Genomic DNA, 22,344 nt, shown 5'->3' with positions numbered 1-22,344 from the left:
TATCATCTTTTTAAAATATTTATTTAAGTTTTTAAGAATCTATCCTATATGCTTTAAGCATTTCCTTAACCACTTTAGGCTTGTTGAACATTAATACATCAATAATGGATAAACTCGGAATGAATTGCTCACTTGACTGTTTGTAATTTTTTAATTTAGGACAAAGAAAATTTAATCGTATATTATTATGCTTAAATATTTTATTATCATACAACTCTTTACCACTTTCCATATTTATATAAACATCCCCAAATTCTTTTTTAGTGATATCAATAATTCTTGCTTCACGTTCTAACCCAATAGAAGCATTATGATGCAATGAACTTATTTTCCAATTTTTATCAATTTCCAAATAATCACAAATAGATTTTACGCTTAAAATGGCTATCTCTGAAACTGATTTGCAATTGCTAAAAAATACTCTTTTGATTATTTCAATTGTTTGATTATAAAATGGAGCATCATGATATGCATGCTTAAATGTTTTTAGCATCTTTTTTATTATTGAATCACTTAAATCAATATACGTCTCCTTTATCATTTTATTCTGACTTAACTTCTTACAGGGTATCATAAATTTATAAGCTCGTCCATCTAATAGAATTGAATTTCTATTTATAAACCCTTTCTTGATAAAATTCACATCATCATAAAAAACAAAGGTATCAACAGCATCTATTAGTTGAAAATAACCAACATAAGGAAAAAAATATGGTTGCATGATAGCTACTTTCATTAAATAATATGCAAAACTATACTAGTTATTTTTTCTAATTCTTTTTTTTGTAAATCATGAAACATGGGTAAACATAAAATGCGAGTTGAAACAATATCAGAAACCTCAAATTTCAATTTCTTAAGATAAGGTAAATGATTTAAACCTGGGAAAAAATATCTTCTTGCAAATATTTGCTCAGCCTCTAATGCCTTCTTAACTTTAAGCAACGCCGCTTCAGATTTAAAAACAACAGGGTAATACCCATAATTCCATTGAGTATCGTCCCGTAATTTCAACTTTTGTAATGCCTTACCATGAAAAGCATCGTCATACATGTCGGCAACAGCCTTTCTGGCCTCTAAAATAGCTTTCATATAGGGCAATACTGCCAAGCCCATAGCCCCCTGTAATTCACTAATTTTGGCGTTTATACCAAGGCCCAGAAAATTTTCTGGTCCATCATGTCCAAAATTATGACAATAGAGCAACTTTTTCAATTGAGCACTAGATTTACAAAACAAAGCCCCACCTTCTCCTGTATGAAACACTTTTGTGGCATGAAAGCTACAAGTACTTATATCTCCATAATTAAATAACGATTGTCCTTTATAAGTTACCCCAAAGGCATGAGCACCGTCATAAATCACTTTTAAATTGTATTTATCGGCTATAACCTGTATGGCCTCAACATGACACGGATTTCCAAATACATGGGTCGCTAAAATAGCACTAGTCTTTGAAGTAATAGCAGCTTCAATTTTAGTTTCATCGATGGTTAAATACTCAGGGTGAATGTCTACAAATACAGGGGTACAGCCCTCCCAAACAATACTGGACGTAGTAGCTACATAGCTAAATGGCGTAGTGATGATCTCTCCGCTTAAACCTAAAGCTTTAATAGCGATTTGCAATGGAAGTGTACCATTAGTAGTCGCCAGTATATTGGAAACTCCTAAATAAGCCTTTAATTTGGCCTCCAGTTCTCTTACCAAAACACCACGATTAGTCAACCACCCGGCATCCCAGGCACGCTTTAAAATAGCCTGATATTCTTCCTGTGGCGGTAAAAAAGTTTTGGTTACGTTAATCATCTATTCTCTGTTTTCCCAAGTAAATTGAGGCTTAATATATCCGGGTTCTCTCCCCATGTAAACTCCAAGTCTTCTTGGAGCATCCACAACAACAAAACTGTAAATATCTTTCTCTATAAAAATAGCATGATGCCTATCCTCAACAATATATAAAGACAAAAAATATTGTCCCGATTGTAAAAATCCATTTGGAAAATAACAGCTTAACAAATTACGTCCTGTTCTTAAAGAGACATCCGTATTCGAAAATGAAAACATCGGGACTCCCAATTCATTCACCAAATGATAAGTGATATGATATCGCTCAGTTTCTTCAGTTTTAATCAAAATATCAGTAAGTAATTCAATTTCGGCATCCTCTACAATAGGTTCATTAGCAGATTTTACTTTGTTTTTCGCACAAATACTTTGCAAGGTAAAAATGTCTTGATCATAATCTGCTCCAAAAGTCTTGTTATTAAATATTTCTGCCCCGCCTTTTAAATAAAGGCTAACAGCGGCATCGGTACTTCCTTCAAAAGCTATATGCCCATTAACTAAAACCATCGCTCTGGTACACAAACTCTTCACAGCGGCCATATTATGACTCACAAACAATACGGTACGCCCCTCACCTTTGCTTATATCCTGCATTTTACCAATGGCTTTTTTCTGAAATTCGGCATCTCCTACCGCCAACACCTCATCAATAACCAAAATATCGGGTTCTAAAAAAGCCGCTACCGCAAAAGCTAATCGCACCCGCATCCCACTACTATACCGCTTAACAGGTGTATCAATATAACGAGCACAGCCACTAAAGTCAATAATCTCGGCCTCTTTACCTGCTATCTCGGCTTTGGTCATTCCTAAAATAACCCCATTCAAGTAAATATTCTCGCGTCCGGTCAATTCCGGATGAAATCCAGTACCTACTTCCAATAAAGAGGCGATACGCCCTTTCGTCTTAATACTTCCAGTGGTAGGAGCGGTAACGCGGGACAATATTTTTAAAAGCGTGGACTTGCCTGCACCATTCTTTCCAATAATCCCTAACACTTCGCCTTGCTGTACTTCAAAACTAATATCCTGTAAAGCCCATACATAATCGCTATCGGCTTGTGTACTACGATCATTAACAGCCCCTACCTTTAAAAAAGGATCCTCCTTACCCTGTATACGATACCACCAACGCGTAAGGTCGTCCTTTAAGCTTCCCGTTCCAATGACTCCCAAACGGTATTGTTTACTTATATGTTCCGCTTTTAAAATAACGCCCATCGCTATTCTTTACATTTTATTTTAATTATACTTTATTAAGCCAACCCCACGAAAACCCTCCAACACAAAAATCTCCTCCCTTAAACCTAAGGGTACACTTTATTAGGCCAACCCCACGAAAACCCTCCAACACAAAAAACTCCTCCCTTAAACCTAAGGGAGGTGGCTAAATGCACAGCATTTAGTCGGAGGGTTCAGCCCCTCACTACCATGCTAAGCCTCCCTTAACCCCATCACTCCATAACTCCCAGACCTTTCAAACCGTATCTATAAAACTTTTCTCTGTCTTGTTAAAAACAACCAATCCTATAAACAAAATTGACATTGTAACTATTGCTGTATAAACAATACCATTTACTGAAAGGGTTCCCGTACTCAATAGCATATACCGTGCAGCTTCTATAACATAAGCCATAGGGTTATACTCTACCAACCAGGCAAATCGTGGTAATTTTTCGCGCATCAATGCCAACGGATACATAACAGCCGATGTATACATAAGCAACTGTACGCCAAAATTAAGCAGGTATTTTAAGTCCCTATATTTGGTAACCATCGACGATATAACCATACCAAGCCCCAATCCAAGCAATCCCATTAAAATTATTAAAACCGGAAAAAATACCAAAGTACTATTTAGCGACACAGCTGCACCTTGTGTATAATAATACACATAAAACCCTATAAAAATAAGTAATTGAATACCAAACTTAATCAGGTTTGAAATAACAACCGATAAAGGCGAAATAAGGCGTGGAAAATAGACCTTACTAAAAATACCCGCATTGCTGCGAAAAGTATCAGAAGTAGCCTGTAAACAATTCTTAAAATAATTCCAAACAGAAATCCCTGCCAAATTGAACAAAAAGGGCGGTACAGTTCCCGTTTCTATATTGGCTACCTTATTAAATATTAAAGTAAAGGTAAGCGCAGTAAATAAAGGCTGTATTAAATACCATAAGGGGCCCAATATGGTTTGCTTATATACCGTAACAACATCGCGTTTCACAAATAAAAACAGCAAATCCCGATACCGCCATAGTTCTCTAAAATTAAAGTCTATCAACTTACGCTTTGAAGAGATGGTATACAACCAAGTATCATCACTGGAACGGTTCAATATTTTGGGGTTTTAAGTTCAGGGCTAATATACTCAATATAGTTTAAAGTTTGTCTGTAAACCGAAGTCGGAACATGCATATCTAAAGAATTAATACTCTTTTGATTGAGGATTGACGATTGGTTGTTGGTTGCTGGTTGTTGGTTGCTAGTTGCTGGTTGCTGGTTGCCGGTTGTTGGTTGCTAGTTGCTGGTTGTTGGTTGCTAGTTGCTAGTTGCTGGTTGTTGGTTGCTGGTTGTTGGTTGTTGGTTGTTGGTTGCTGATTGTTGGTTGTTGGTTGTTGGTTGCTAGTTGCTGGTTGTTGGTTGCTGGTTGCTGGTTGTTGGTGATTGGCTATTAGCTATTAGCTATTAGTTGTTGGCTGTTGGCTATTGGTTGTTGGTTATAGACTGCCCGACAAACCGCCTCTGTCATTCAGAACGTAACGCAGTGCAGTGAAGAATCTCACTCTCAAATAACAGATTCTTCGGTCGGCTGCAAGCCTTCCTCTGAATGACAACTTAAGATTGATTATTGACGATTGGTTGCTGGTTGCTGGTTGTTGGTTTCTGGTTGTTGGTTGTTGGTTGTTGGTGATTGGCTATTGGTTGTTGGTGATTGGCTATTGATTATTGTCTATTGATTATTAATTAGTTCTTAAATTTATAACTTGAAATTTGAGACCTCCAAACTTAAAACTTAAAACCTAAAACTTGAAACTTGAAACTTTTCTAAACTTCTAACTTACGACACCCATTTACGCAACCTGGCCAAAAGCCCTTTCTTTTTATCGGACTGATGGTAAGCCTCCCCATATACCCCATAGCCGTAACCATAGCCGTAGCCATAACCATAGCCATAATTTTGGTTCGTTTTATGCTTATAGAAGTTGAGTATAAAACTAATGTTTTTAAGCTCACCATTACGGTACTTGGCATTGACGAGTTGCAGCATACCCTTTTTGGTATAATCCAGTCGGATCACAAAAAGCGTTGTATCGGCGTAATTAGACAACTCCAAAGCATCCGTTACCAAGCCTAAGGGCGGGGTATCCAGTACAATCATATCGTAAGACTCCCGTAGCCGGTCTATTAATTCCGTCAGATCGCTCCCCATTAACAATTCCGAGGGGTTTGGTGGTATGGGACCCGAGGTAACCACGTCCAAATTAGATATATGCGTAGTGTTCAACACCTCATCAAACGCTTTTTCGCCCATCAAGTAGTTTACGACCCCATGGTCATTTTCGATATTAAAGTCATTAAATATCTTGGGTTTACGTAAATCCAATCCCAGTAAAATGGTTTTCTTCCCCGACAAGGCATAGGCCGTGGCAACATTAATAGAACAAAAGGTTTTCCCTTCCCCACTCACCGAAGAGGTTATCATTAAGGTACGTCCCAAAGCCTTATTATATTCTTGTTTTTTATAAAAAAACTGAAGACTGGAACGAATGGCCCGAAACGATTCTGCAACCGCAGACTTGGGTTTCTCAAAAACAACTAGGTTATTCTTGTAATTATACTTCCCTACCAGCCCTAAAATAGGAATACTGGACAAACGCTCCACCTCATCGGATCCGTGAATGGTGGTATCCAGTAAAAAGACCACAAAAATAAGGACCAATGGCGCCATGAAGCCAACCATTAAAGCCAACATATAGTTTAAGCTTTTATTCGGCCCAATAGGTGGATTACCTATGTCTTTAGCCTCATCGATAATCGAAATATCCGACACATTAGCTGCTTTCACTATAGCCGCTTCACTGCGCTTGGCCAAATACACATTATAAGCTTCCTGACTTAAATCTAATTTACGTTGAATCTTAAGGTATTGCTGTTGCTCTTCTGGCAAATCACTTAGTTTAGCTTCCATTTTCGCGATTTGACGGTTGATGGTCTGTAACTGAATTCCCAAAGTATTTGTAGTAGCAGCAATAATCTCAAACAACACATTCTTTTCGGCATCGATCCGGCTGTCCAATTCCTTAAACAAACTGGATCCCTCTTTGGTGGTCGCTTCTAGATTTTGCCGTTCTATTGCTAACGCAGTAATTTTACCGACACTAGCTAGAATATTCCCTTCCTCAATACCCACCGAGGTAGGCGCTGCAATATGGCTATAATCGGTTTTGGTACGCAAATAATTATCTAAAAGATCCAAATATTTGAGTTTGTTTTGAATGCCTTCCTTATCGACATCAAAATCCTTAAGTTTTGATGAAACATTTGCAACTTCCGCATCCACATCAAATACCCGGCTTTGCTTCCTAAAACTATTCATCTCATCGTTTACATCTTTTAACTTCACATTCACTGCCGCCAAACTACTATCAATAAATTTAATGGTATTGGTCGCGTACAAATTCTTAAGCCGCAATTCGGTTTGACTTAGTATAGCAACCGTTGTATTTAAATAATCGACAATCTTGGCTTTGTTAGTTCCATTCATACCCAAGTGAAGTACCGAACTGGTCCTAGAACTGGGAGCAGCACTCACCGCCCGCGAATACGAATGGACCATGCCGTCAAAATTTAAGAACTGCAGGTAATACTCAGATTCGGGAACAATAGTACACCCAGGGCGTTTATACAAGTGAAGGTTTAAAAATGGGAGTTGTACCAGATCGCCAACACGAAACTGCTGCTTAAAAGCGCCTACCGGTAACACCACCTGATCTTTCGATTTGTCTCCATAACGTTGCACCGTTCCCATAGGCGATTCGAATTCGCCAAACACCTCATATATACTGTCATTTAAAAAACGGATTCCAATAGGCATCCCCAACAATTGGCCTTTGGTCTTGTCTAGTTCTACATAAAAAGGTGCGCGTTTGTATATATCCTCTTTGCGGTACTTGCCCTGTACCAGGTACTGCATGTAATACTGCAACGAATCGACCACCAGCTCGTTATGACGGCGAGTCCCTAAAGTCGTTATTATCTTTCCTACTTTTCCTGACACACCGCCCCAATTAAAAGATATACTGGTATTGGCCGTAAAAAAGGGATTCTGGTCATTTTCTATGGAGATTAAAGCGCCCAAACGATACACATTTTGCTTCCGAACATTAATGGAATAAGCAATAACCAGTGCCACCCCAATACTTAAAAAGATAAGCTTCCACAAATGTAGGACCTTAAATAAAAAACCTTTAAAATCGAAGGTCATCCCCTTGGATTCTATATGGTCGAGATCTTCAAATTCGTTATACGACATAGGCTTAGATACGTTGAAATAATAAAATAGAGGTCGTTACCAAAGACAACACAGTCGCTATAGCGCCTATGTTTTGTAGGGCCGTTGTACCCGTGCCCCAAGCCTTTTGCTTTAAAGGCTTTACATAGATCATATCGTTAGGCTGGATATAGTAATAAGGCGATTGCATAACATTAACATCCGTTAGGTCAATATGGTGTATCTTTTGTCCCTGTGGGTACTGCCTAATAATCAAGACATCTTTTTTGTTGCCCGTATCGGGTATATCACCGGCATTGGCAATGGCCTCAAAAATATTGACACGATCCTGATACAATGTTTTTGTTCCCCTACCATTTATTTCACCATAGGTTGTAAAGCGTAAGCCCGTTAATTTAACCGTCACAAAAATATTAGCCGTTTCCTTGAACTGCTCTGCCAGGAGTTTCTCCTTGATCTTTTGCTCGATAGCCTCGGTGGTATACCCCAATACATTAAGCTTACCCAATTCCGGAATACGGATATTCCCGTGCAGATCTACCGTAAACCCATCGAAATAGGCACGTTCGCCGGCTGTAGCGTTTAAATTTCCTTCCCCAATAGGATTGAATATTTGTACATTGTCCTGGTCGGTCACCTTAATACGTATGTTCAATATATCGTTAATCTGTACCCGATACGGCTTTTGTTGTTCTACCAGTACGTTTGTTGAATCGGTTGCCTGCTCTTTATTCTGTAAATACAGCGTGTCCTTATATGGAATGCACGATACACAAAACACACTAATAAGTAGGATAGCAATTAAAAAGGGCCTTTGCATAAGAAGACTGATTGATTATTCACAAAGCTACATATTTTTTTTATTTATTAGGCGTAGTGGGCGATGCGTGGTGAAAAACCAAGGTTAAAATGCTAAATTCTGTTTTTAAGAGCCCAACGCAATGAAAAAACCAACTCCCAATCAACAGATGCTTCAGTCGGTAACTAGTCTTCCTCTGAATGACATTAAACTTTTTAACCCCTAACTTCCAATTGTCATTCAGAACGTAACGCAGTGCAGTGAAGAATCTCACTCTCAAATAACAGATTCTTCAGTCGCCTGCTAGCCTTCCTCTGAATGACATTAAACTTTTTAACCCCTAACTTCCAATTGTCATTCAGAACGTAACGCAGTGCAGTGAAGAATCTCACTCTCAAATAACAGATTCTTCGGTCGGCTGCTAGTCTTCCTCTGAATGACATTAAACTTTTTAACCTTCCGTCTCCCGTCTCCTAACTTCCAGCTTCCCTCTTCCAACTTTTCACTTTTAACTTTTAACTTTTAACTTTTAACTTTTTGCTTTTTGCCTTTGACCTCTAATTTCATGAATTGACAACTGTATAACCCCACAACTACATAACTACATAACTACATAACTAGATAACAACATAACCTCATAACCTCATAACTTTAAACTTTTAACTTTAAACTTGAAACCTAGAACCCAAAACCTATGAATTAACGATTGATTATTGGGTAATGGGTATTGGGTATTGACTATTGACTATTGACTAGTGGTTGTTGGTTCACAACTTTTCACTTTTAACTTTTTGCTTTTTGCTTTTTGCTTGAAACTTGGATCTTTTCACTTTTCGCCTTTGACCTCTAATTTCAAGACTTGACAACTGCATAACCCCACAACTACATAACTACATAACCTCATAACTCCATAACTTTTAACTTTTAACTTTTAACTTGAAACCTAGAACCTATGAATTGACGATTAATTGTTGATTATTGTTATTTACTACCCAACAAACCGCTTCTGTCATCCAGAACGGAGCGTGCCGAAGTGAAGAATATTTTAATTGTTAAAGAGATCCCTCTAAAGCCTGTGTTGAGCTTGCCGAAATATCGGGAATGACAAAACAATGTTTTTTGCATTATAACATATTACGGATATACAAATTATTTTCCAACTCTATATAACAAAGCTAAAGAAATGTACGTTTGCATTTTATAAATCATTACTTTTTAAAGTATATTTACCCACTAAAAAAATTCACTTTATGAACACCTTTTTGAAGCGCACTTTGATTATTTTATCACTCATTGCTTTAGGACTTTTTATGTATTCTGTTTTTGTTGAGAATATTTTCTCTTCACGGTTAAGTCCAAAGGATAAGGTTGAATTTAAGCTTAATGATCTAAAATTAGAGGTTTTTTACAACCGCCCTTACAAAAAGGGACGTGAAATTTTTGGTGCTTTGGTTCCCTATAATCAAGTATGGCGTACAGGAGCTAATGAAGCCACCACATTTAAAACCAACAAACCTCTTAACATAGAAGGCAACTCCTTACCTGCTGGAAAATACACTTTGTGGACGGTACCCAAGGATAGTACCTGGACCGTCATTTTTAATTCTAAACAATATCCTTGGGGTGTTGACAATGAAATGAAACCTATGTGGGATCCAAATTATGACATATTAAATATTGATGTTCCAGTAGAAAAATTAAATGCATCCATAGAGCAATTTACTATTGCTTTTGATAATTCTACCGACAATCTATCACTAACCATGGCATGGGATGACACAAAAATAGCTGTTCCATTAAAATAACCTACACTATTCATTCGCTGTATTAAGTCTCAAATTAAAATTGTAACTTAGATAAAGAAATGCGTATTTGTGGCTAAAGAAAAAACATCGGCTTTACATGAAAACAAAGGCGTGTCCCAACCAAAAGACACGAACACTCGGGCTATTAAAAATATTCGAACAAAGCGCAACACCAAACTAAACACAAAAGCGCTAGTTGCTTCTATTTTAAAAAGTGATACAGTTGCTTTAAGTAGGGCCATTACACTAATTGAAAGTAATCACCCTTCGCACATAAAACAGGCCAATGCAATTATTAAAGCTTGTTTGCCTTATGCGAATCAGTCAATCCGTATAGGCGTTACGGGGGTTCCCGGAGTTGGAAAAAGCACCTTTATTGAAGCTTTTGGCAAATATCTAACATCAAAAGGCAAACGTGTTGCCGTACTGGCCATAGACCCCAGTAGCTCCCTTAGTAAAGGAAGTATTTTGGGGGACAAAACCCGTATGGAAGCTCTCGTAAAAGATGAACACGCTTTTATTCGCCCTTCGTCCTCTGGAGACTCCTTAGGGGGTGTTGCAAGAAAAACAAGGGAAAGCATTATTTTATGTGAAGCTGCCGGTTTTGATGTCATTATTATAGAAACTGTTGGCGTTGGGCAGAGTGAAACTACCGTTCACAGTATGGTCGATTTCTTTTTGCTACTGAAATTAGCCGGTGCTGGCGATGAGCTACAAGGTATTAAGCGCGGTATTATGGAAATGGCAGATGCTGTCGTTATTAACAAGGCCGATGGAGACACCTTAAAACATGCCCAATTGGCAAAAGTTGAGTTTAATAAAGCACTTCAATTATACCCCATAAAGGCATCCCGATGGAAGCCTAAGGTAATGCTTTGCAGTGCATTACAAAATGAAGGCATAGACAGTGTTTGGAAGCTAATTTCTGACTATATTGCCATTACTTCCAAAAACCATTACTTTGAAAAAAAGCGCCAAGAGCAGAATAAATTTTGGCTTATACAAACTATTGAAACACAATTAAAATCTCATTTTTTTAACAGACCGGATATAAAAAAGGAATTAGAGCAACAATTAGAACTTATAAAAGCTAATGAAACAACACCATTTGCTGCAGCCGATTATTTACTGAATTTATAAAATATGGTGTTTGTACCAGGCTACTTGTTGTTTAACCGCTTCCGCAAGGGTGGTTTGCGGATTATAATTAAGTAAAGCCTTGGCTTTATCTATATTAGCCTTGGTACGTAATTGATCGCCAGTACGTTTTGGTAGTGTTTTAATGGTTATTGACGTTCCTAAAACAGCTTCTACTGCTTCTATTCCTTGCTTAGTAGTATGCTCTGCCTCCGTTCCCAAATTAATAACCTGGGTATTTACAAGTGCTTCTTTCCCTATTACCCCCACTACACCATCAACAATGTCGCCAACATAAGTAAAACTTCTTATATGATTTTGGCTTCCTTCAAACAATGGGAATGTTTCCTTTTTTATTCCTGAGGCTATTAACTTTGTATATAGTTTTTCTGGTCGCTCCCTAGGGCCTATAACAGAATACAAACGCAAAGAACAGGCATTTAGTTTCTGTTCCCTACTTTTTTGCAACACCAACTGCTCGGCTGCCAGTTTTGTAACACCGTAATACGATGCCGGTTTGGGTTCACTAATTTCAGAACAAGTAGCTTCCAAGCCATAAACAGAAGACGTTCCTATGTTGACAAAAAGTTTTAAGTCTGGTAATTGCAAAGCATAATCGACTAGGTTCTTAGTTCCTAAAATATTATTACTTAAATAATCATGAAATGAAGAATGAGATGAAATCCCTGGATGCGCAGCAAAATGATAAATGTAATTTACATCTTTGGGCAAGTGCTCTCTTAAATCACTGTCCCTTAAATCTTTGTTAATAATATATATACCGCTATCCTTTAGTACATTTTCATTTGACCGTTTAAGTTTTACATCATAGTATGGCGAAAAATTATCAACCCCGACTACTTCATGCCCCATTTTACTTAAACGCTCTGCGGTATGCGAACCAATAAAACCTGCTGCACCGGTTACCAAGATCTTCATTTGTTTAAATTTTAATAATTACCTTATTTTATGTTAATTATAAAATCGGAAACGCATGTTAACTCTCGTTGCTCTCAATTACAATTACCCAACTATGCATAACTTTTACTCTTAAGTATCCAAAAACCTGTTCTTTATATAAAAAAACAACTTATAAAACAAAAACCCTGAAAGTGCACCGAAAGTCAAACCACAAATAATATCCAGCGGATAATGTACCCCTACATAAATTCTACTATAAGCAACTATTGCACTCCACAACAACAATATAAAAATAAGGTTTCTATAATAAGGTCTTAGCAGTAAACCCGCAAATACCGCGGTTGCCATCGAATTTGAAGAATGCCCCGAGAAAAAACCGTATTTCCCACATCGTACCGCTATAAACCGCATTTGATCCATAACCCCTTCAGCCCTACACGGCCTGGCACGCTCGAAGCCTCGCTTAAAAACATTGGTTATCTGATCGGTAAAAGTGATCATGAGTGCAATAAGCACCACAAGCACAAGAAGCGTCTTTAATCCGTATTTTTTATATAATAAAAACAACAAAAACGCATATAAAGGAATAAATGTTAACTTATTAGTGATTAGTAACCACAAATTATCCCAAGGCTCAGAACCTAAATTATTTAAAAACAAAAATAACGCTGTATCGTATTCTAAAAGGGTATCGATCATTTCCAAAAACAGTTAATTCTCAATTAATACTTTATTATTCTTCATATTTAGCTATTTCACTATCATAAAAGTCGGTTGCCAATTTTATCATCGTTTCTGTTTCTGCAACCAACTCTTTTTCGTCTTCTTTACTAAATTCTTCAAACCATTCTATTTCATCATCTTCAAGATTGATAATGAATCGTGGAAATTCGGTATGAATTACAAAAATAGCATTTGGAAAATTGGTATTATCACCAAGAATAAACTTTGGAAGTGTCATTTTTAAGTCTTAAGTTTTAAGTTTCAAGTGCCTAAATTGCACTAAAAATTATTTTTGTCAAAGTTATAATTTATTAGCTATTGAAATAAAGAATTTCTTGAAACGAACTATCCCCGAGGCAGAGCCATAGGGGTATACTACGACAAGCTCAGTACAGGTTTCGCTCGTTTCATTTTGACCTCACAAGGTCAAAAAACGAAATTCTGTATTTAGATTCCCGTTTTAGCGGGAATGACAATTTCAACGGAAACCCCGACGCTGAGCGTCGAGGAATTCTTTTTGAGTAAATATAGCCAAAAGTTCTTTAGCCTCTTTTCTTAAACCGCTTAAAATAGTATTATCTCCCCAGTTCAATGTTTCTATTATCTCTAACCAATAATCTATTTCACTAGCTTCTCCAAGCAAATCTTTATTTTATTTTTAAAATCTTCCTTGCTTCTGGAGTCTAAGGTATGCTTGAGGACACTCTTAGCATCTGAACAGCAAATTCTAAAGTTCTTTTTCTATTTTTTTTCACAAACTCTTTATCCGTCATAAACAAATTTAAGCTTTTCAGTGCTAACTCATTTTAGCCTCTTTAAGCACTTTATGCACTTCCTACAATAAGTTTTTTAGTTAAATAATTAAATCGAATATACAACAAAATAGCCGCAGTCGTTAAACCGGCCAGTAAGCCCATCCAAATTCCAAAACTTCCAAATGCAGATTCCTTACCACAGAACCAACTAATTGGAAATCCAACAAGCCAATAGGATACAAATGTAATAAACGTAGGTATCTTAACATCTTGCAGTCCGCGCAAAGCGCCTAATACCAAAACCTGAATACTGTCGCTAATTTGAAAAATCGCAGCAGCAATTAACAACTTTGACGCAATGTTTACTACTTCGGTATTATCTGCGAGGTTATGAGCATCATCAAAATCGACATATAGCTTAGGTAACTCTTCATGAAACGCAAAGAATAGTATAGCAAAGCAACAAGCCAACATGGTTCCCAACATAAACAAGGAAAAGGCGATCCTTCGCAAATCGGTGTAATTATGTAATCCCTTTTGATTTCCAACCCGAATCATTGATGCTACACTTAAGCCCATAGCTACCATAAAGGTCATCGAAGACAAGTTTAAAGCAATCTGATTTGCTGCTTGTGGATTCTTTCCTAAAAGCCCACTTAACCACACTGCCGCCGTAAAAATAGCGACTTCAAAGAACATTTGCATGGCACTGGGTGCTCCTAGATTAATAATCTTTTTAAGCATTAGCTTATCTAAGACAAAAATTTTAATATTAGTCACATAATCTTTAGACTTCTCCTTCCCTTTTAATAAATACCATATATACCACACCATAACAATTCGGGAGACTAATGTGCCATAAGCTGCTCCAACAATACCTAGTTGCGGAAAACCAAACTTTCCAAAAATGAGCACATAATTAAGAATAACATTTATGATATTGGCCAATAATGTAGCATACATAGGCAACCTAGTCATAGATAGGCCATCACTAAATTGCTTAAAACCTTGAAAAATAATTAAAGGGATTAACGAAAAAGCTACCAAATCTAAATATGGAATAGCCAATTCAACAACTTCTACAGGCTGCTTCATTAAATACATTAACGGCTTGGCTAATAGTATCATGATAAACAACAGCACACCCAAAACCGTGCATAAAAACAAACCATGCTTAAAGGATGATTTTCCCCTTAAATAATTATTAGCGGCATCTGCTTCAGCAATTAAGGGTGTTATAGCCGTTGAGAACCCAATCCCCAAGGACATGGCAATGAACATAAAGCTATTTCCTAAAGAAACTGCTGCCAGCTCGGCTGTTCCCAATTGGCCTACCATAATATTATCTATAAAACTAACAAAGGTATGCCCCAGCATACCCAACATTACAGGAGAAGCTAATTGCCAATTGTATTTAAACTCTTTTGTGTAGTCCCTTAAATTCATGGCGCAAAAATAGTCTTTACAATTTGCTTAAAGTAATTTTAAAACTAGGCATTTGATACATTGACCTTATTTAATGTTAACAAACAGCTACAACAAACTGTAATACAGTATTTTATTTTCTATCTTTGTAAAACCTAAGTTCCCCTTTTAGGCATACAAATACGCAACAAACATTATAAAACCATTTAGCTTTTATTTTATAGGGATTAAAAATATTATGGCTTCTGGTTTCAATGGTAAGGGGAAAATTAATTTTCCCCTTATTCCTTTTAAAACCTTACTGTAGAACTATCAATCGATCACCATATGTTTTCTGAATCGTAAACCAACACCTTATCCCATAAATTACTGGATTCTTCTATAAACAATTTATGTGCTGGTTCTTCTTGATATTTATCGTGAGCCTCTTTGGTTACAAAGTCGACTACCAAACAATAGGTAAAGGAATTATCGACTACCTCACGTGGTGTGTTGGCCGGTGTTCCCAAATGTTTGGTTTTTACAAATACCGAACTGTCTATAAACTTTTTTAAAGAAGTTTCGAAAGCATTTCTATCTGACTGATCATCTGGTTTTTTCAACCAGAAAAAGACCGTGTGTCTAAAATTTCCCATTTTAAGTTTTTATTAATTATAATGTAAGCACATTTTGTTTCGCTTTTTCAAATTCTTGTACCATATCATGAACTATTTGGGCTACTGGCTTAATATCATGAATTAATCCAGATACCTGTCCAATTTCCAATTCACCTTCTTCCAAATCGCCTTCAAACATGCCTCGTTTGGCTCTAGACCGTCCCAACAATTGCTTCAATGCATCTGGGCTAGGTGCTGTTTTGTATAATTCCTCAATGTCTTTGTAGAATTTATTTTTTATCAATCGTACGGGTGCTAACTCTTTTAATGTAAGCTGGGTATCACCTTCTTTAGCATCGACCACCATTTGTTTGAAATTCTTATGGGCTGATGATTCTTCACTTGCAACAAACCGACTCCCTACCTGTACGCCATCGGCGCCCAAAACCATCGCCGCCAACATTGCTTTTCCTGTAGCTATTCCCCCTGCCGCTATAACAGGCACATGTACCTGTTCTTTAACCATAGGTATTAAGGTTAATGTTGTTGTTTCATCCCTACCATTGTGGCCGCCTGCCTCAAAGCCTTCGGCTACCACTGCATCAACACCAGCTTCTTGCGCCTTTAGGGCAAACTTAACACTACTAACCACATGTACTACGGTTATACCGTGATCCTGTAACCAACGAGTCCATGTATTAGGGTTTCCGGCAGAGGTAAACACGATTTTCACCCCTTCTTCCACAATAATATCCATAATCTCCTGGATATTGGGATACAGCATGGGTACATTAACACCAAAAGGCTTATTGGTTGCTTTTTTACATTTTTGAATGTGCTCACGTAACACATCTGGATACATAGATCCCGCCCCTATAAGTCCTAAAATACCTGAATTACTGGAAGCCGAAGCCAAACGCCATCCACTATTCCATACCATACCAGCCTGAATAATGGGATATTCAATACCAAATAATTTGGTTATTCTATTGGTCATTATTTTTTTATAAGCTTAAAGGTTTTTGTAATATCTGCCGCAAATACGCTAACTATATATATTCCGTTTGCCAAAGTAGACACATCCAACACATCTTCAGGATCTGAAAGTGTTGATTGTAGCACCTGTTTTCCGAGTATATCAAAAAGATTAATAGTTATTGGAAAATTATCTGATGCTGTTTTAACAAATAAAGAAGCCTCTACAGGGTTTGGATATATGAGCAGGTTATCCGAATCATCTTTTGGGGCTTCATCTAGAGCTATATTAAGTGCCAATTCCAAATTAGGAATACCAAAACCTAAATTATAATCGGGCATTTCATATTGAGATGCCGATGCTCTTGCCAATTGCATAATCTCTGCATTTGTTTTATCTGGTAAAGCTTGCCACAAACAAACCATACCTCCTGTCATAATAGGAGAACTAAACGATGTTCCATTTGCTGTCCCAATTGCCCCGTTTTCAAATATCACATAACTTGCTTGTCCTTGTGCAACTACATCTGGCTTATGGGTTGGTTGCAAAGCACTACCCCTGGAACTGAATGCTGCATAATTTCCGCTAGCATCAACCGCTCCAACAGTAAAAACACCCGCTGCATCGGCAGGAGCCCCTACTATCCCCCAACTATCATTTCCAGAGTTTCCTGCAGAATTTACAAGCAACATGCCTTTTTCGAAAGCTATATTGGCTCCACGGGTTATAAAGGCTGTTTTACCATCCATATTGGATGTTGTATAGTTATAATTCGGATTGTCGAAAGTTGTATATCCCAAGGAAGTGTTTATAACATCTACCCCTAAGCTATCCGCACGCTCAGCTGCTTCTACCCAATAACTTTCTTCTACTGGGTTTTCACTAAGGGCATCTTCGGTTATAAACAAATAGTAGGATGCATCGGGTGCGGTTCCTACAAATTGGTTTTCGATATACCCAGCCATATCACTTAGTACCAACGTGCCATGGTTACTTGTTGTATTTGCATACACATTATCCTCTCTGTTCACAAAGTCATAACCTCCCTTTAGGTTACCTGCATCTCTTAAGCGCTTAAAAGCGACCATGGTATTTACATTTGGAAAGCCAGCATCTAAAACAGCAACGGTCATACCTGTTCCTGTATAACCGGCCTCGTGCAATTTATCGCCATTAAACATTTCTATTTGATTGGAGGCATTACCGTAATTGAACATGGCGTAGGTTTCTTTAAACTTCGAAACCTTTACTTTTCTAACTGCTTTTGAAGTGTTCAAACTTTTATTTGCAAAATCTACATGCTCTACAAATGCTAGGTTCTCAAGAGCCTGAATATCTGGTTGGCTTCCTCTAACGTGTACTGCATTAAACCATTTGGATTTGGCCATAACGGTAATACCTGTACTATTTTTTAACTGGGCTATATAACTTTCGTTTACAGGAACGTCCCGCTCATCAATAGCTACGTTATGAACTGCTTTTCTATCTATGGCCTTCTGGGTAAGTATTGTAATTGGATTGGCAATGGAAGCTGTTACGTTTTCTTTATCAACCATATACACCCAAGCATCTTGTTGGGCAGAAGCATAAAACTGAAAGCACAGCAGACCAACAAATAGCAATCGTTTTATGAAGAAATCCTTAAAATTTGTTAATGCTCGTTTCACTATAACCAGATTTGGTCATGGCAAGTTACGAAATTACTCCGGAACCTATTAACTCGTCATCTATGTACCACGCAACAAATTGTCCTTCGGTAATGGCAGATTGAAAGGCATTAAACGCTACGTACAAACCGCCTTCTACCTTATGCAATGTTGCCGTTTGTAAGGGCTGGCGATATCTAATACGAGCTTTTACCTGCATGGTCTGACCAGATTGCAAAGCCAAATCCTCGCGAATCCAGTGTAACTCATCGTTAGCAACAAACAAGGCTTTTTTTAACAACCCTGGATGTTCTTTACCCTGTCCGGTATATATAACATTATCCTCAACATCGGTATCTATTACAAAAAGTGGCTCTACTGTTCCGCCAACAGCAAGGCCTTTACGTTGTCCCTTCGTGAAATAATGTGCTCCTTGATGTTTCCCTACAACCTTACCTAAATCGACTTTATAATCTATTTTACGAGATAAGTATTTTAACTTGTCTTCTTCCGAATCAAAAACAGGCGCTGTTTGCTTATAAATATTCTGGTCTTTTGGTACTTCTACAATAAGGCCTTCTTTTGGTTTTAATTGTTGCTGAAGAAAGTCTGGTAATTTTACCTTTCCTATAAAACATAGTCCTTGCGAATCTTTCTTCTCTGCAGTTACTAAATCTAGCTTAGTTGCTATATCACGTACTTCCGGTTTTGTTAACTCTCCTATTGGGAATAAGGATTTGGCCAATTGCTCTTGTGACAACTGACATAAAAAATACGACTGATCTTTATTTCCATCTACCCCTGCCAATAACTGATAAATTTCCTTACCATCCCTTTCTATAACACCTTTTCTACAATAATGTCCGGTAGCGACATAATCGGCCCCAAGCTCTAAAGCAATTTTCATAAAGACATCGAACTTGATCTCTCTATTACAAAGTACATCTGGATTTGGTGTTCTTCCTTTTTCGTATTCGTGGAACATATAATCAACTATACGCTCTTTATATTGTTCGCTCAAATCGACCGTTTGAAATGGTATTCCCAGTTTCTCAGCAACCAACATGGCATCGTTACTATCGTCTAACCACGGACATTCGTTAGAAATGGTCACAGAATCATCATGCCAGTTTTTCATAAACAGCCCAATCACTTCGTAGCCTTGTTCTTTTAACAAAAAGGCTGCCACACTAGAATCTACCCCTCCTGAAAGTCCGATTATTACTCTTTTCATTCGTTTAAATTTTAGTAATTATTTTGACTATATGTTAATTATAAAATTAAGAACGAATGTAAGCTCTTGTTGCACTCGTTCTCACATTAAAAATTTTAAACATTCCCTTTTGTGAAAAAATGTTTAAATTTTATTAATGTTCGTTTCACACGTTCAAACTTTTTTAAATTATTTGCTCCATATTTCCAGTTCATACGGAGCCGTCTATTTACGCTTATTTTATGTTGCAAATTTACAAATAAAAAAACCCAATCTGTTGCTTATTAATTTACTCTGGCTCCGTTAAAAGCTCTTTTCTTCTCTCAGCACTCCCTCTTCATAATATTTCCAAACACCATGCTTTTTCCCATGTTTATAAGCTCCTTCAACTACTAAATCTCCTTTAGGGCTATAGTATTTGGACTGGCCGTGTAATTTACCATCTACATATGTAAACTCTTTTAAAACTACCTTCTTTTCTGAGTACCATTTTGAAACACCATCCAATTTACCTTTTTTGTAATGTTGCTCTTCTGCTACCGCTCCGTTTGGATAGTATACTAACCGTTCACCTACAAGATTTCCAGAATCGTCGTAATGCTCAATGGTCATTAATTTATCCGAATTCTTTTGATAATATTTCCAAGTGCCTATATAAGTTTTCCCGTCCATTACCCCTTCACTAATTAGTTTACCTTGAGAGGAATAAAACTTAACTTCTGCTTTGTTATCGTTTTCATTGAATTGCTTGGTAGCAGCAAGTACCGGCTGGTTATTTATTTTCTTATAAAATTTAAACAATCCAACTTCCTTACCATGCACAAATGCACCCTCGTACCTTGTAATCTTGGTACCTTCAAAGTTTTTCTTCCAAATACCGTGTCGTTTCCCATTTTCATCAAACTGATTAATATCTTGTGAAATGACCAAAGTACTTGTTAGTAAAAAAGCTGCAACTATTACAAATTTCATAAGTGACTATTTATAAGGTTAAATGTGCTAAATGAAACGAAAAACGGACAAACTAATTGTATAAAAAAAAGCTGCCATTTGGCAGCTTTCTATTACTTACGCTTTTGCGTTTGCTTTTGCTTTTCTGCCTGTTCCATCATTTCAGCCATTTTTTGCTGAAAACGATTTTGCTTTTTAGGCTTCTTTTTATTCTCTTGAATCTTAGCATGAATCTTATCTTCATCAATGATAAAATTCTTGATAACCAACATTATTCCAATGGTAATTAAGTTTGATATAAAATAATACAAACTTAAACCAGAAGCATAGTTGTTAAAGAAGAACAACATCATTAACGGCGAGAAATACATCATATATTTCATCATCTTGCCCATGTCTGGCATACCTTCCTGCGTTGGTTGCGACGCTACTTGCTGACCAGTAGTCATTTGCATGTAAAAGAATATGGCTACCGATGCCAAAATAGGAAATAAACTCACGTGATCACCATAAAATGGAATGTGAAATGGCAACTCTGCAATAGTATCATAGGATGATAAATCTTCTGCCCAAAGGAAACTTTTTTGACGCAAATCGAATGCCGACGGGAAGAACTGGAACAAAGCATAAAATACAGGTAACTGCATTAAAGCTGGTAAACACCCTGCCATTGGACTCACCCCTGCTTTACTATATAAAGCCATAGTTTCCTGTTGCTTCTTCATGGCATTATCCTTATACTTCTCTGATATCTCAGTAATCTCAGGCTTTATAACCTTCATTTTTGCTTGGGACAAATACGACTTATAGGTTACCGGGGACATGACTATTCTAACCAAAATGGTCATTACTATAATTGCAAAACCATAAGGTAAAATACCGCCTAAAAATCCGAATAAAGGAATGAACACATAACGGTTAATCCATCCAAAAATTCCCCAACCAAGTGGCACAATTTCGTCAAGGTTACGATCGTAAGCATTTAAGATTTTATAATCACTCGGTCCGTAGTACCAATTCATTGTTTTATTTAGTTCGCCACCATTAAGTTCTAATGGTAATTTAGCCGTGAATGCTTTGGTGAAAACGGTATCTATTTCTTCATCCCTAACTAAATTCTCAGATGTAAACGCTCCTGTTTTAAACGGCGAATCGGCCAATAAAATAGAGGTAAAAAAATGTTGTTTAAAGGCTACATAAGTTACGTCCTCTCCAGAATCCTCAGATAATTCCCGTTGCCCAAGGTAATCGTCTTTTCCGCCTTCGTATTCGTAAACCAATTCGGTATACCTATTTTCGTACGTGATACTTTTGGCATGGCGATAGGTTTTAAGATTCCAGTCTAAATTAATGGGTTGCGAACTATTTATAACGCCGCTTAAACCTTGTGACCGAATGGTAAAATCCATCATATAGTCACCTGCTTTCAATTCGTAGCGGTATTCTAAAAACTGATTCTCGGATACCTTCAGTTTCATTGAAACGACGATATTACCCCCATTTTTTGTTACAGTAGGCTCAAAATACAGGTCTTTAGTATTTAATATTCTACTGTCGTTAGTTCCAAAATTAATATTGAATTCTGCATTGTTTTCCTTAACAATGTAAATAGGTTCGTCATTAAAATTCACAAACTTTTTAAGTTTAACTTCAGAGAGGTAGCCCCCTTTACTATTAAACTTTAATGCCAATACGTCACTTTCAACTACCGTTTCTTTTGAAGCTACCTTAGTAGCCGAATAGGCAAACGCTCCTAATTTATTCTTTAACTCAAGTAACTTTAAAGAGTCGACTTCGGCTCCAATTGAAAAATCTTCGGCTGTAGTTGTTATTGTCTGCTCCTGTACTTGTTTACTTTTTTCGGCATTTATCTGCTCTTGTTGTGCCTTTTTCTGGGCTTCTAACTCTTCGGGCGTTGGCTGGTTTTGCCAAAGCATATACATCAATATTCCGAAAATAAGAACAAATCCTATTATCGAATTAATATCTAACTTTTTTTCTTCCATATGCTAATTGATGTCTCTCTTAATG

At 37.1% G+C, this 22,344-nt stretch carries 19 protein-coding genes; 2 read left to right on the top strand and 17 right to left on the bottom strand.

Going from position 1 to position 22,344, the window contains the following annotated elements; translation table 11 throughout:
• Positions 1 to 31: 31 nt before the first annotated feature.
• From JF259_RS07285 to JF259_RS07260, 6 genes are all read right to left on the bottom strand, one after another.
• Positions 32 to 736 carry a WbqC family protein gene (locus JF259_RS07285; protein ID WP_199114653.1) on the bottom strand — a complete coding sequence of 235 codons (705 nt, stop codon included), beginning with the start codon at positions 734 to 736 and terminating at the stop codon, positions 32 to 34.
• Complete coding sequence (locus JF259_RS07280) at positions 736 to 1,809, bottom strand: DegT/DnrJ/EryC1/StrS family aminotransferase (protein ID WP_199114652.1); 1,074 nt, start codon at positions 1,807 to 1,809, stop codon at positions 736 to 738. The genes JF259_RS07285 and JF259_RS07280 overlap by 1 nt, the downstream gene beginning before the upstream one ends.
• Positions 1,810 to 3,069 (bottom strand): ABC transporter ATP-binding protein, encoded by a 1,260-nt coding sequence (locus tag JF259_RS07275; RefSeq protein WP_199114651.1) that lies wholly within the window; start codon positions 3,067 to 3,069, stop codon positions 1,810 to 1,812.
• 256 nt (positions 3,070 to 3,325) lie between these two features.
• On the bottom strand, positions 3,326 to 4,189 hold the full coding sequence (locus JF259_RS07270; protein ID WP_199114650.1) for an ABC transporter permease: 864 nt from the start codon (positions 4,187 to 4,189) through the stop codon (positions 3,326 to 3,328).
• A 723-nt stretch (positions 4,190 to 4,912) separates the two neighbouring features.
• Positions 4,913 to 7,387, bottom strand: a complete 2,475-nt coding sequence (locus tag JF259_RS07265) for an exopolysaccharide transport family protein (protein WP_199114649.1) — start codon at positions 7,385 to 7,387, stop codon at positions 4,913 to 4,915.
• A 4-nt stretch (positions 7,388 to 7,391) separates the two neighbouring features.
• A complete protein-coding gene (locus tag JF259_RS07260) occupies positions 7,392 to 8,186 on the bottom strand; it encodes a polysaccharide biosynthesis/export family protein (protein ID WP_199114648.1) in 795 nt (264 codons plus the stop codon).
• 1,229 nt (positions 8,187 to 9,415) lie between these two features.
• On the opposite strand from JF259_RS07260, the gene JF259_RS07255 reads away from it, so the two are divergent.
• On the top strand, positions 9,416 to 9,970 hold the full coding sequence (locus JF259_RS07255) for a DUF2911 domain-containing protein (RefSeq protein WP_199114647.1): 555 nt from the start codon (positions 9,416 to 9,418) through the stop codon (positions 9,968 to 9,970).
• A 69-nt stretch (positions 9,971 to 10,039) separates the two neighbouring features.
• Positions 10,040 to 11,110: a methylmalonyl Co-A mutase-associated GTPase MeaB gene (gene meaB / locus JF259_RS07250; RefSeq protein ID WP_199114646.1), complete on the top strand. Its 1,071-nt coding sequence runs from the start codon at positions 10,040 to 10,042 to the stop codon at positions 11,108 to 11,110.
• On the opposite strand, the gene JF259_RS07245 is transcribed toward meaB, so the two are convergent.
• The 11 genes from JF259_RS07245 to yidC form a co-directional block, all read right to left on the bottom strand.
• Positions 11,105 to 12,046 (bottom strand): NAD-dependent epimerase/dehydratase family protein, encoded by a 942-nt coding sequence (locus JF259_RS07245; RefSeq protein ID WP_199114645.1) that lies wholly within the window; start codon positions 12,044 to 12,046, stop codon positions 11,105 to 11,107. The genes meaB and JF259_RS07245 overlap by 6 nt on opposite strands.
• 111 nt (positions 12,047 to 12,157) lie before the next feature.
• Complete coding sequence (locus JF259_RS07240) at positions 12,158 to 12,727, bottom strand: phosphatase PAP2 family protein (protein ID WP_199114644.1); 570 nt, start codon at positions 12,725 to 12,727, stop codon at positions 12,158 to 12,160.
• A 34-nt stretch (positions 12,728 to 12,761) separates the two neighbouring features.
• Positions 12,762 to 12,989: a hypothetical protein gene (locus JF259_RS07235; protein ID WP_199114643.1), complete on the bottom strand. Its 228-nt coding sequence runs from the start codon at positions 12,987 to 12,989 to the stop codon at positions 12,762 to 12,764.
• Positions 12,990 to 13,229: 240 nt separating this feature from the next.
• Complete coding sequence (locus JF259_RS07230; protein ID WP_199114642.1) at positions 13,230 to 13,394, bottom strand: four helix bundle protein; 165 nt, start codon at positions 13,392 to 13,394, stop codon at positions 13,230 to 13,232.
• A gap of 181 nt (positions 13,395 to 13,575) precedes the next feature.
• Positions 13,576 to 14,952: an MATE family efflux transporter gene (locus JF259_RS07225; RefSeq protein WP_199114641.1), complete on the bottom strand. Its 1,377-nt coding sequence runs from the start codon at positions 14,950 to 14,952 to the stop codon at positions 13,576 to 13,578.
• A 299-nt stretch (positions 14,953 to 15,251) separates the two neighbouring features.
• Positions 15,252 to 15,566 carry a Dabb family protein gene (locus JF259_RS07220; protein ID WP_199114640.1) on the bottom strand — a complete coding sequence of 105 codons (315 nt, stop codon included), beginning with the start codon at positions 15,564 to 15,566 and terminating at the stop codon, positions 15,252 to 15,254.
• A 16-nt stretch (positions 15,567 to 15,582) separates the two neighbouring features.
• Entirely contained in the window at positions 15,583 to 16,524 is a 942-nt protein-coding gene (locus JF259_RS07215) for an NAD(P)H-dependent flavin oxidoreductase (protein ID WP_199114639.1), read from the bottom strand.
• Positions 16,524 to 18,170, bottom strand: a complete 1,647-nt coding sequence (locus JF259_RS07210) for a S8 family serine peptidase (protein WP_317192069.1) — start codon at positions 18,168 to 18,170, stop codon at positions 16,524 to 16,526. The genes JF259_RS07215 and JF259_RS07210 overlap by 1 nt, the downstream gene beginning before the upstream one ends.
• Before the next feature lie 25 nt (positions 18,171 to 18,195).
• A complete protein-coding gene (gene mnmA / locus JF259_RS07205) occupies positions 18,196 to 19,383 on the bottom strand; it encodes a tRNA 2-thiouridine(34) synthase MnmA (protein WP_199114638.1) in 1,188 nt (395 codons plus the stop codon).
• Between the two features lie 282 nt (positions 19,384 to 19,665).
• Positions 19,666 to 20,334, bottom strand: a complete 669-nt coding sequence (locus JF259_RS07200; protein ID WP_199114637.1) for a toxin-antitoxin system YwqK family antitoxin — start codon at positions 20,332 to 20,334, stop codon at positions 19,666 to 19,668.
• 92 nt (positions 20,335 to 20,426) lie between these two features.
• Positions 20,427 to 22,319 carry a membrane protein insertase YidC gene (yidC, locus tag JF259_RS07195; RefSeq protein ID WP_199114636.1) on the bottom strand — a complete coding sequence of 631 codons (1,893 nt, stop codon included), beginning with the start codon at positions 22,317 to 22,319 and terminating at the stop codon, positions 20,427 to 20,429.
• Positions 22,320 to 22,344: the final 25 nt, after the last annotated feature.

Origin of the sequence: Snuella sedimenti (genome assembly GCF_016428595.1) — a bacterium.
In the GTDB taxonomy this organism is placed as follows: Bacteria; Bacteroidota; Bacteroidia; order Flavobacteriales; family Flavobacteriaceae; genus Snuella; species Snuella sedimenti.
The sequence above is the reverse complement of the archived record's forward strand: the minus strand, read 5'-3'. Positions and strand labels throughout refer to the sequence as shown.